11 protein-coding genes are annotated in these 11,522 nt (G+C 39.3%); 3 read left to right on the top strand and 8 right to left on the bottom strand.

What is annotated here, in order from left to right; genetic code table 11:
• Positions 1 to 8: 8 nt before the first annotated feature.
• Positions 9 to 1,757, bottom strand: a complete 1,749-nt coding sequence (locus J8L97_RS23845) for a PKD domain-containing protein (RefSeq protein ID WP_211052633.1) — start codon at positions 1,755 to 1,757, stop codon at positions 9 to 11.
• 40 nt (positions 1,758 to 1,797) lie between these two features.
• Positions 1,798 to 2,637 (bottom strand): hypothetical protein, encoded by an 840-nt coding sequence (locus tag J8L97_RS21250; protein WP_211052632.1) that lies wholly within the window; start codon positions 2,635 to 2,637, stop codon positions 1,798 to 1,800.
• 425 nt (positions 2,638 to 3,062) lie between these two features.
• Here J8L97_RS21250 and J8L97_RS21245 point away from each other — a divergent pair, with 425 nt between their 5' ends.
• Positions 3,063 to 3,218, top strand: coding sequence for a hypothetical protein (locus J8L97_RS21245; protein ID WP_211052631.1), 156 nt, complete (start codon positions 3,063 to 3,065; stop codon positions 3,216 to 3,218).
• Positions 3,196 to 4,467, top strand: coding sequence for an alkaline phosphatase PhoX (locus tag J8L97_RS21240; protein ID WP_247688765.1), 1,272 nt, complete (start codon positions 3,196 to 3,198; stop codon positions 4,465 to 4,467). The genes J8L97_RS21245 and J8L97_RS21240 overlap by 23 nt, the downstream gene beginning before the upstream one ends.
• 161 nt (positions 4,468 to 4,628) lie before the next feature.
• On the opposite strand, the gene J8L97_RS21235 is transcribed toward J8L97_RS21240, so the two are convergent.
• The 4 genes from J8L97_RS21235 to J8L97_RS21220 form a co-directional block, all read right to left on the bottom strand.
• A complete protein-coding gene (locus J8L97_RS21235; protein ID WP_211052629.1) occupies positions 4,629 to 6,929 on the bottom strand; it encodes a DPP IV N-terminal domain-containing protein in 2,301 nt (766 codons plus the stop codon).
• Between the two features lie 541 nt (positions 6,930 to 7,470).
• On the bottom strand, positions 7,471 to 7,617 hold the full coding sequence (locus tag J8L97_RS21230) for a hypothetical protein (RefSeq protein WP_211052628.1): 147 nt from the start codon (positions 7,615 to 7,617) through the stop codon (positions 7,471 to 7,473).
• A complete protein-coding gene (locus J8L97_RS21225; protein ID WP_211052627.1) occupies positions 7,601 to 8,140 on the bottom strand; it encodes a hypothetical protein in 540 nt (179 codons plus the stop codon). The genes J8L97_RS21230 and J8L97_RS21225 overlap by 17 nt, the downstream gene beginning before the upstream one ends.
• A complete protein-coding gene (locus J8L97_RS21220) occupies positions 8,133 to 8,429 on the bottom strand; it encodes a helix-turn-helix transcriptional regulator (RefSeq protein WP_211052626.1) in 297 nt (98 codons plus the stop codon). The genes J8L97_RS21225 and J8L97_RS21220 overlap by 8 nt, the downstream gene beginning before the upstream one ends.
• A gap of 727 nt (positions 8,430 to 9,156) precedes the next feature.
• Here J8L97_RS21220 and J8L97_RS21215 point away from each other — a divergent pair.
• A complete protein-coding gene (locus J8L97_RS21215; protein WP_211052625.1) occupies positions 9,157 to 9,471 on the top strand; it encodes a hypothetical protein in 315 nt (104 codons plus the stop codon).
• Positions 9,472 to 9,758: 287 nt separating this feature from the next.
• On the opposite strand, the gene J8L97_RS21210 is transcribed toward J8L97_RS21215, so the two are convergent.
• Together J8L97_RS21210 and J8L97_RS21205 are read right to left on the bottom strand one after the other, a co-directional pair.
• Positions 9,759 to 11,069 (bottom strand): isochorismatase family protein, encoded by a 1,311-nt coding sequence (locus J8L97_RS21210; RefSeq protein WP_211052624.1) that lies wholly within the window; start codon positions 11,067 to 11,069, stop codon positions 9,759 to 9,761.
• 159 nt (positions 11,070 to 11,228) lie between these two features.
• A partial coding sequence (locus J8L97_RS21205; RefSeq protein WP_211052623.1) for a hypothetical protein occupies positions 11,229 to 11,522 on the bottom strand: 294 nt, incomplete at its 5' end.

Genomic DNA, 11,522 nt, shown 5'->3' with positions numbered 1-11,522 from the left:
AGTAATAGCTATTCCAAAGTTACCTTCATTGCCATACCAGTGCGTTGCCCGACAACACTAATAAATCGATAGCCCTGAGCAGGATTATTCACGCTCATCAACTCGGTATTATTATCGCTAAAGCCACGTTGGTCGTAGTTACTGGCCGTAGCCCAAGTTGAGGCTTTATAATAAACATCACCATCACCTGTGCCGTGATCGGTTTCGATTGTTAATGTTGAAATACCAGCTGGCACATAGATGTAATAGTATTGAATATCCGCATCACGACTGCCATTAGGTAAACAAATCGTATTACCATTGGTTAAACTAGACCCGGTTGTTGGCCCCGCCGTTGCGCATGCATTGTCAATTCTCCCCCCTGTCGGGCTTCCTGTTATTGTAACGGTTGCTGCATCTGACGCAATTGCACCTTGGTTATCAGTCACAGTTAATGTTGCGGTATAGGTACCAGCTGTTGTGTAGCTATAGCTTGGATTGGCACTTAAGCTAGGTGCACTGCCGTCACCAAAATCCCAACTGTAAGACGCGATATTGCCATCTGAGTCAAAAGAGTCTGCACTACTGAAGTTAATTGCTGCATTAGTTACTGCGCTATAAGGGCCGTTCGCTTCTGCCGTAGGTGCTGAATTAGATGACCCTGAACCAGTGCGGATATGAATATAACTGGTGTTATTTTGTTCATCCCACTCTGAGACTTGATTGGCATTGTCAATGATCACCCCAAGGTAGTAATTGGTATTTGGTTGTAAATTGTTTGGAATGATGATGCTCTTTTTAACCTCGTCTGGGACCCTGCGCGAAACAGACACTGTGTCGGTTGTAATTAACGTATCGGTATTTGTAATGGTTGCATTAGTAGAAATATAGTAGCCAAGCTGAACATTTTGAGCATGGCTACCGCTGTTTTCTAAAGTCAGCTCCATTTGAACTTGCTGGCCAAGGTCAACGTTATGGCGCATTTCACAGTAATCTCTGGTACAGCTAGACTCCACTTTAGTTGAACTTAATTCAGTGCCATTGCTGTCGAGTAATCGATTACGGCCATGTGAACTGTATTCCCCTGATGACCCAGTTCGCCGCCAAGCCGATACCGACACATCTTGTCGAGTCGAGCTACCATACAGCGTGATTAAGCCATTCGCGGCGTCTTCACCTACATATGATCTTAACGAATTTTCTCCGCTCGTATGCACATGCGTGTAATCTGTTCCCATAATATTATAATAGCGATTTTCATGAGCAAGTCCGAGTGTATGACCTATTTCATGTATCGCGGTGGTTTCGAATAATCGACGCTCTAGACCATAGCCGCGATAAGATGTTTTTTCATCCATCTTGTCATTGTAACCACCGTTAGGAATGTTGTTGTGAAAAACAATGTCAGTTTCAACCGTGTTACCACAGCTATTTGTTATGGTATATGCCACAGCGGAAGTCCCTGTACTCCACCAAATTTCACTTTCGCCATTATTGGTTCCAACACTGTTGTCGTCGTCAGTTCGTACATAAATAGTAAAGTTGGCAGGCGTATCATTCACTCGATTCATTGCTTGTTGAAATGACGTTTTCCATTTTGCAAAAGCGCCTGCAAATCCCGTTGGATTAGCGTTAAAAGTCATACTAGTTTGATTCCGCCATTTTTTATTCACGTTACATGCAGGATCTATTAAAAACTTATGTGCCGAAGCACTGCTACTTACTAGAGTAACGACAAATGCAGTCGTGAGTTTGGTTTTAAATTTATTACCTTTCATGTGTATTTCTCATAGTTGTTTGATGGCTATAAACGCATGGTTATTGTTGAGTGTAAGGTGAGCTAACAGTCAGTACTGGATTACCCTTATTTCGTTTCACTTGCGCTTCTTCCCATTTGTCATGCCGACTACCATGAGATATGTTTTTCTTTACTAATGCTTCACTTGGAGCAACTAGCTCCACAGGTGCTTTACTTGCTTGTGTTAAGCCTATATATGCTTTAAAAGTGATGTTTTTATCAACGTTTTTTACAGTATTACGTTTAAATGAATCCCCTCTTTGAGATAGCACCTGCTTATCTATATTTCTCAGTTTTGTAATGAAATTACCAATATTCGACGTAGTGTTAGCTTGCCTATTATCTCGATTTTTTAGCCCATCCGCTGACATATAATCAACACTGCCATGCTCATCTACGATCACCGCTTGACCATTAGCCGCTATAACGTTCCCTTGTTCAAGTAAAAAACGCCCTAGTTCACACTGCACAAAATCACAGCCTGTATCAGTGCTTTTCTGCACTAATAATATAGACTGTTCACCGAGTTTAATTTGAGGGGAGTTTGAGGCAGATAAAGTATTACCATTTGCAAAGGTACCACCAACAAACTTTAAAGTGATGGTACTTTCAAAATATTGCCCGCTAATCACTTCTTCAATATCATAGGTGACAAAAGTGTAGGGGATGCCTTCTACAGACAGACCTTCAGTTATTTCAGTGGATGTTCCTCTAAAAATAAGCTCAGAATCTGCCACTAAAGTTTCAATTACTTTATTATGTCCATTGTTACTCACAAACGTGCCAGCAAGCGCTGAAGTCGTGGTTATCAGCAACGGTATTATTAGAATACTACATCGGGTTAGATTGACTATGTTCATTATTATCTTCCTTATGTGATGATGAGTCTCGGCAATGCTATCTAACATTTTTCAGTCGTTTTAATGTTCAACATTAAATGCAGAGAGAATTTCCAGTTTGCTTGTAGGCTGAATAGCACCAAGCAACATTAAATATTGTATACAATTTGCTTTTTGTCACCCATGGGGTTTCATTTTTTATACGATATTGTTACAAGTTATTGAAGTTTGTATAGGTTGTTTTTGAATATGGGTTACGTTATATGTAATCAAAGGGGTCAAATAATATATGCCTAATTTTTAGTATTCATCTTCCTTTTTGGTATTTTTGTTATGTTATATTATATCATTTATTTTCAATGAAAATATCATTAGGTTTAACATAGCTTTGATAAAAGTATCATTTTGCTCGATTAAGCTTATTTAAAAATTTAGGGGCAGTATCAGTGATTTCTCGCAGACAATTTACAAAAAATACCGTGACATTGGCATTTATGGGCTTAGGGAGTAGCTTATTAGGGTGTGCATCAACGCCTGTTGGCAACTCAAACGCTATGGGTATGGCGAAGAGCTATGGGTATGGCGAAGAGCAATGGCTATAGGCCTTTAGTTAAAGATAAAGAGCGTTTGCTAGATTTACCTGAAGAGTTTAGTTATACCGTTATTTCTGAGCTAGATTCCATAATGGATGATGGTTTTAGTGTGCCGAATAATGCCGATGGCATGGGGTGTATTGCACTTGATCAGGAACGTGTTGTGCTGGTGCGCAATCATGAGTTAAGTCCAAAACATTTGGCGTCGGCGACCTCCTCGATTCAAAATCATAAAACGGCGCTTGCGTATGATTCAAACGTAAATGGGGTTGCGTTGCCTGGTGGGACCACGAACATAGTGTATAACTTGCGAACAGGTAAAGTGGAACACGAGTTCTATAGCCTTGTGGGTACAATCCGAAATTGTGCGGGTGGTACAACTCCGTGGGGGAGCTGGTTAACCTGTGAAGAGTCTGTTAAAACGGCTGATAGTGAAATTAAATCAGATCACGGGTATGTGTTTGAAGTGCCTGCGGATGCGACTAAGTTAATAGATGCTCAACCGATTGTAGAGATGGGGCGGTTTAACCATGAAGCGGCAGCGGTTGACTCTCGAACAGGGATTGTGTACTTAACGGAAGACCGAGGTGATAGTTTGTTTTACCGATACATTCCCAATGTTAAAGGTAAACTTCACCTCGGTGGGCAACTGCAAGCACTCGTATTTAAGCAATTGCAGGGTTTTGATACTCGGAATTGGCAAGCCAATAACATGTTACTTGCAAATTGGCATGAAGTGCAGTGGATTAATTTAGATAATCCGCAAAGTCCGGAAGATGACCTCAGAAAGCGAGGTTTTGCTCAGGGGGCAGCGCTTTTTGCACGCGGTGAAGGCATTCACTTTGCCGACAATGAATTATACTTTTGCTGTACGAATGGCGGTAAAAAGCAGCTAGGGCAAATTATGCGCTATCAACCCTCTGCCTATGAAGGCACAATAAATGAGCCAAAACATCCCGGATTAATCCAGCTTTTTCTCGAAAGTGAAGATGAATCGCTATATAACTTTGGTGATAACTTAACTGTGACACCGCAAGGTCACTTGTTAGTGTGTGAAGATCAATATACGGATGTGACACAAAACCATTTACGTGGTGTCACGAGCAAAGGCGAGGTCTACCCATTTGCTAAACTGAATATTCAAACAGAGCCAGCAGGGGCTTGTTTTTCACCGGATGGCAGAGTGTTGTTTTTGAACATGTATGCGCCAACAAAAACATTAGCGATAACGGGACCGTGGGGTGAGTTTAAAAGCTAACACCAGTAATTATATGTTTGTAAAAACTCGTTCCTATTTACTTTTCTGTCTGTATTTTTGTTAAGCATGGTGGCATCAAAAAGTATATTTAAAATAAGCGAGACTGAGGATGTCTCGCTTATTTTGCACTTCGATTAATTTAAATTAAGTTTTTAATAAGATTATTCATTGTGTTTTTCTTTATTTGAAAATTGATATTCCTTTACTGGTTGTGTGCCTAGTAAATGCTCTACAAAATAATCCCAGCGCTTTCTAATAAAATAATCACTATTGTTTAAAAAGTGATCTTGATTTGGATAAATCATCAAATCAAAGTCTTTGTTTGCTTTGATCAACTGATTCACTAATTGCATCGTTGCAGCAGGGTTAACATTTTCATCTAATTCGCCATGTGCAAGGAGTAACTTACCTTTTAATTTGGCAACACTTTGCGGGTTTAGGTTTGTTTGTTGATCCCAGTGTTCAGCAACAGGGTAACCTAACCATGTTTCATTCCAGCCTGTTTTATCCACTCTAAAGTCATGATTTCCTGAAGCGGCAACCCCCACTTTAAAAAAGTCAGCGTGTCTAAACATGGCCTGAGCTGTATCATAACCACCGGCCGAAAAACCAAATATCCCGACTCTATTTACATCTAAATATGCATGTTGCTTAGCGAGTGCTTTGATTGCGTAAACATGATCATCTACGCCAGCGGCTAGATTTTGATAAGCAGCTAAGTGAAAGTTACGATCTCGCTTACTGGTACCTCTGCCATCCATTTTTATGACAATAAAACCTAATTCCGCTAAAGATTGTGCATGCTGATAATATGTCCAAAACGATTTAGGCGTAAAGAAACCATGAGGGCCGGTATACGTTGCATCAATGATAGGGTAACGTTTATTGGCATCAAAATTACTTGGTTTATACATTAAGCCATAGAGTTGAGTTTGTTGATCATCAGCGAGTATTTTAAAGGCTTGGGGTGCACGCCAGCCTGACGTGAGCAATTCACTGATATCAGGCGAGCCTATGGAAGCGACGACTTTGCCATCTATGGTACTGCGTACCGTATTGTTAGGAACTGTTTTATGGTCAGAAGCAATATCAACAAAATAATTAAAGTCTGGAGAAAGTCGCGTACTGTGCTCTAGTGGCTCAGGTGTTAATAACGTTTGTTCAGACCCATTTAACTGTACTTTGTATAAATGTCGTAAATACGGATCTCTATCTTTAAATTCACCTGAGGCTTCAAAATATAAAGTGCGCGACTCTTCATCTACACCTCTATTAATACGAACATAACAATCACATTGCGTGATTTTATTTTTTAGTCGACCATTGCTAAGGTCATACAAGTAATACTGTTGCTTACCTGAGCGTTGACTACTCCAGATCACCTCGTTTGAATTTGCTAATATCTGTACATGTTGTGCCCAAGGGTCTATAAATTGTGCGGATTTTTCTTCAACGATTAATCTTACTTGCTGATTGTCAGGGTTATATTCATGTAGACTAATGCGTTTTTTCGCTCTCGCTTGATCCATGAAATAAAAGCGATTGTTATCTTCCCACCATCCCCAAATCGGTCCACCATAATAGGTTTGCTGTAGTTTAGGCGTATCAACTAAAGTGGCTTTTTTAGTCGCAATATCAATTGAGTAAATATCACCTAATGGGACATGTTTATCACCCGCCAATGGATAATAATAGCTATAGAGTTTGGGTCTTAATCCTTGCTCATGGCTAGATTGCACTAAATGTAGCTTGCCAACTTGTCTGCGATCTAATCTATGTGTGATAACAGTGCGGCTGTCTGGCGCCCAAAATACACTAAGTTGCTGCTTTACATTGCTAGCATCTTTATTGATGTACTGTTTTGGGTTCATATTGTGCACAGCATAAGGGTAACCTTCGCTGCCATCAAAAGTTAACTGGGTTACTTTATTTGTTTCATGTTCAGTTAAATACAAGTTCCATTGTTTTACCTTTAAAGAATATAAACCGTTTGGTGAACTGTATTCAGGTTGCGTAGGGCTTACTTGTGCAGCGAGCTTATTACACTGACTCGTTTTTAAGTCGCATTGATATTCGTGGTTCTGATTGATTAGCTTTAAACGACCATTGCTTAAATCTAACGCTTTTATCTCTATTGAAAAAGGTTGGTTTGGATCATGGTTAATACTGGCTTTGAGTTTTTCATGATCAAATAAGGGGGCAACCAAAGCAGAAGCTGGCTGTACTTTAACGTAAGTTTTATTTCCTGATTTATCTTCTTCGCTGTACCAGAAATCACTTGTTTGATTGATCCACTGTGGTCCAACAGCTAAATTACGCACTTTAGTTGCTACATTTTTAGGTAAAAATTTTTCGGCCCTTTTATAATCTGCCTGAGTTACCATTACAGCTTGATTCTTTGCCGTTATTGAACAAGCAGTTAACGATAGGCTAGTTATCAATAACCCCACTTTTTTAAACATTTTTATCTCCACTTCATATTCTTTATTCTGCCCACTATAATTGACTGCATAAAGTATACAATTTATTTGTTATTTCCTTGATTGGAGAGCACAAGGTCATATGAGGTCACAGGGTCAGGTCTTGCATTGTGCAACCCTTACTACAACACCAATTAAACGACTTCCCCACTTTCGATCACGCCTTAACATAAGCAATTGACGAGCTCGCAAGCGAGATTGTGTATCGACAAGCCCCTCCTCATTAAACATAAAATTATGCTTAATTAATTTGCAGGTAACTGCTGAGAGCCAGAAAGCCATGACACGAGTTGTTTATGGATCCTGACCTTCGTCAGGAAGACGCAGGTAACTGTTGGAGGTCATGAGGATCATATAGAGATCACAGGGTCAGGTCTTGCATTGTGCAAACCTTACTACAACACCAATTAAATAGAGATCACAGGGTCAGGTCTTGCATTGTGCAAACCTTACTACAACACCAATTAAACGACTTCCCCACTTTCGATCCCAATTATGAAAATATACATATTAAAAAAGCGCCTTAAACGGCGCTTTGTAATAATTTTTTATCTTTACTCAATACATGTTTATCAACCGGCGGTACTGAATTTTGTTTTTTCGGTAGCTCTGGTGAAGATATCCCCATACCAACCACCCTTGAAAGCTCGTCACTATTCAATTGTCTCATTTTGTAAAAATTCCTGTTCGCGTTCTTGTGCTTTTAGAGCATAAGTGAGTATGGTACCGCACATAATTACATGCAGTAACAAAATGATATTATCCCTAAAATACAACTTAAATGGGGCATTGACGACTAAGTCGTATTTGTATGATAGTACTTCAACCCATGTGGCGAAGTTCACAATACATGTTAATGCCATTATAAGAATTATTCCGCATTCTTGTGCCGACAACTTTTGACGCTCATAGACTATACGAAAATATTCCAGACCAGTTTTTGAATATAAAAACAAAGCCACATGCCTACGGTAAACAATAGGTAGAATAAAAACAAGCGCCATTAAAATATCAAAAGCGTAATAATGCGTATTCCATTGAATCGAAATGGGTAATATCACCAAATCGATAATTTCAACAACAGCGTAACTAAATAAAAACCAACGAGCTGTCGGTACATCCCAGCTAAGGAGTAAACCTATTAGGATTATGCTGATAGGTGCGTATTCAAAAATCGTGTATAACTCATTCATGACCATTTTCTCCTCCGTTTGGTTTCTCATTTTTAGTTACGTCAGAAGTAGGTTTGAAGTCAAATTGTACTGACAAGTCCTTTCCAAAAATTAAAAATAGTTCAAAAAGTTGCGTACATGTCATCTCTGTTTTACCGGATTCATAATTACTGATACTTGCTTGATCGACTCCTAGTTTTCTCCCTAACTCCTCTTGAGTCCACTTTCTTTCCTGTCTCATTTGTCTTATGGAGCGTTGAACGTACAGCTTAAAATTATTTGTCTTTTTCCTTCTTGTACTGTTAATCACACACTTGTACCTTCTCCTTATTCTATAAGCGCAAATTATCAGCAGAGAAACCTACTAGCAACTATTTATTAACAAAAAGAGGTTCAAATTGGTATTTTATGAAAGTTTTTATATATTGAGGTGTTGGTGCAAGCTTCTATCAATAAGGTCAATCCATCTATCAGACTAAATCCATGACTCATCAAGCTTTCCCCCCTACCCTGCAGACCTCGGCACCTTCACGAAATAATGACGGAACACATCTACTTACGAGTCCCTCAAGTAGTCACTGTTTTCAACAAAAGTCACTTGGCGTTATTGCCGCACTTGCGACTATATTAAAGGATATTCACGTTTTGAGATATTCGGAAAGTTCAATCGAGGTAACCTCACCATCTCGTCATCCGTGATTGAGTGTTTTGATAGTTAACTGTCCGCAAATTATTTAGAAAGCGATCAACAACTCTGAGCCCTTTTGGTTTAGACAACTCTGACTTTTTTGCTTTAGTCGTAGCTTGCTATTTTGACATGAGGCTCATTTACACCCCCTTGTTGGTTAGTAGCTCGAGTACAACACGTTATTCCATACAAAAAGTTGACACCCTATGAGGTATTCACGCCAAGTATCGGTAGCTAATCATTTTTTATGCTCTACTTTCAATACCTAGGCACATCACATAAAGATGCTTATTAATTTGGTTTGAAAAATGCTTAGTGATTTAAAATTCACTTAAGTATGCAAACCACCATGAATAACAGCGAAAATACAGTGTATGTGTTAAGCGGATACGCGCAATGTTCGACCACAAAAAACGACAAGTACACACTCGGTAATAAACATTCTATCGGCCTATTAACAACCGATGAAAATTATCAAGGTAACATCAAACAGCTTAAAACTTTTATTAAAGGTTTAGGGTGGGAGTCCATTACGTTTTGCATGGTTGAAAAGGTCGACGATATAAACACCTTATCAAATGACGTTTTAATCTCTAGTTTTATTCGCGCCAAGGAAAACGGTCAATCTTTAGTGGTGAATGATCAACCTATCACAGTGCATTAAACAGCTTTAGCTTATAAAACAAACAGTAAGCCCGTTTGTTTAAAAAATCAATCCGCGTAGTGTCGTACCTGCTAATGGGGTCAAAGTTGCTGATAACCATACAACCTGCTGACTTTCTTCCATCGTCGCGAGGTACTTATAAAGCACCTATGCTAGCTAGTACTTCAACTTACTGAGATCAACAGCATCATGATTTAAGAAGGGATCAACCACTCTGATCCCTTTAATTTGAGGTGCAATTTTATTGTATAGTAAGACTTGCCAACCCTGAATCAAACGTTAAAAATCTAACGTAAACGCGGGTATACTTCTGGGATCACGACTTCATTTAGCGCTATCATTTGATAGTAAGCCGCTATTTCCTCTTCAGTAAAATCTCCTAACTGTATTTCGACATACATCTCATAACCATGCGACTTTTGCGCGCTTGGCACCGCCCCCAATTGATAGATATAATCTAAATAATGAATTGGGTCTACATCAGAACCTAATAATGCGTCTTCTAGAATGACAGGGGTAATATCTGCTTCAATTAACTTATAAACCGCATCATACAAACCTAACTGAGAAACCACGCCTGAGATAACTGCTTGCGTCTTGCCAGCGGCTTTTATATCTGCAATCACAGGATCAATTGTTTTATAGCTCACAACATGGGCATTTTTGCGATATTTAGATGTGTAAGCCTTTCCTTTTTTATTCACATGAAAACTCGGCATATAGCTAAATAAAAACTCTTGTTCTAACCCTAAAAATGTAAACCTAGGCGCTGTTGCCGCTTTATTATCATGTTCAGCCTTAGCCAAGCTTGTGTCATCCATATTAAAATTGATCATCGCCATTTTGTGACGGTCGCCTTGATAAAGCTCATCTCGCGTGCCAACGGCATAGCGCGGGCTAAAAATCAATTTGTCTTTGGCTGCCATCGATTCAATAATTTCACTGGCCTTTGCCAACTTAACGCCTGCTTGCTGTAAACGTTTGAAAGTGGGTCGCTCATAAATTTCAGTAGAAAACGTCGCGTCACTCGCCAAATATACATCAAAGCCCATTTTCTTGAGCCCTAAAACGGTTTGCATAACACATACATCGGTTTCTGCCCCCGCGACAATCACTCGAGAGACCCCAGCATCAGACCACGCCTTCATTGCTGCATGTATGTCAGCTTCTAATGTTGAATTAAATGTTTGCTTAAAGTAGCTTTGGGTATTTTCATCAAGTGCTTGCTCAATACGCGTTATGTAAGGCGTATAATCTAAACCCAAATCGGTTTCGAACGCTTCATAAGTAATGGTTGTTGGCATATTTAATTCATTGGCTTTTTGCGCCAATTGTGCAATACGATCAATGCTAGAATGCAATTGAGGATCGACATTTTGTGCGGGTATTTCATATTGCGGATAGAAGACCTTGACCCAAAAGTCGTCACTATCCATGACATATCCTTGCTGAGCATCAATAATGAGCAACCCCGTATTTTCGGCGCTCAAATGAACCTGTTCACTCTTTTTCGTTTCTGACGCAAATTGTAACCTGTCATCAATGTTACACGCAGACAGTCCAAACGCCAATGACAACACTAATAGAGACTTTTTCATAAATCACCTGTTTAATTATCCTTATTGCAAAGTAAATACATGACCAAATTTCAAACAATTAACGATAGTCAAACGTTTGGTTAACAAAGTCAAGCGAGGATAGTTCAAGCAGTTTTTGTCTGTAATTGACCATAAAAGAATGCAATTAAAAGAGGGTAATCAGGGGCAGGTCTTACCTCGTGCTATCGCCCGATGAGCCATTTGATGTTCACGCTCCGAGATATAACAATAATACAGCGCCCATCCTTTGAACGGTGGTGAAACACTAGACTTTATAGTCGTGGTCTTTTCTACCTGTATGGATAAAAAATCACTCACTTCGATTGCGTCCTTACCCCGTAACTGCAATTTTTTTTGTTGTGTTTCGGTGGCTTTGATAATTTGCCAATTTTTTGAAAGCTTAATGTATATTTCTTTTCCCTTCGTATTAATAACAAGTTCATAGTAAACTTG

The sequence above is a fragment of the Pseudoalteromonas sp. MMG012 genome (assembly GCF_018100875.1).
GTDB lineage: Bacteria > Pseudomonadota > Gammaproteobacteria > Enterobacterales > Alteromonadaceae > Pseudoalteromonas > Pseudoalteromonas aurantia.
Note: the sequence above shows the minus strand (reverse complement) of the source record. Positions and strands in the feature narration are given on the sequence as shown.

Coding starts and splice junctions, on each gene's coding strand:
- J8L97_RS23845 (WP_211052633.1), bottom strand. CDS start 1,757: ATGAAAGGTAATAAATTTAAAACCAAACTCACGACTGCATTTGTCGTT.
- J8L97_RS21250 (WP_211052632.1), bottom strand. CDS start 2,637: ATGAACATAGTCAATCTAACCCGATGTAGTATTCTAATAATACCGTTG.
- J8L97_RS21240 (WP_247688765.1), top strand. CDS start 3,196: ATGGCGAAGAGCAATGGCTATAGGCCTTTAGTTAAAGATAAAGAGCGT.
- J8L97_RS21235 (WP_211052629.1), bottom strand. CDS start 6,929: ATGTTTAAAAAAGTGGGGTTATTGATAACTAGCCTATCGTTAACTGCT.
- J8L97_RS21230 (WP_211052628.1), bottom strand. CDS start 7,617: ATGAGACAATTGAATAGTGACGAGCTTTCAAGGGTGGTTGGTATGGGG.
- J8L97_RS21225 (WP_211052627.1), bottom strand. CDS start 8,140: ATGAATGAGTTATACACGATTTTTGAATACGCACCTATCAGCATAATC.
- J8L97_RS21215 (WP_211052625.1), top strand. CDS start 9,157: ATGAATAACAGCGAAAATACAGTGTATGTGTTAAGCGGATACGCGCAA.
- J8L97_RS21210 (WP_211052624.1), bottom strand. CDS start 11,069: ATGAAAAAGTCTCTATTAGTGTTGTCATTGGCGTTTGGACTGTCTGCG.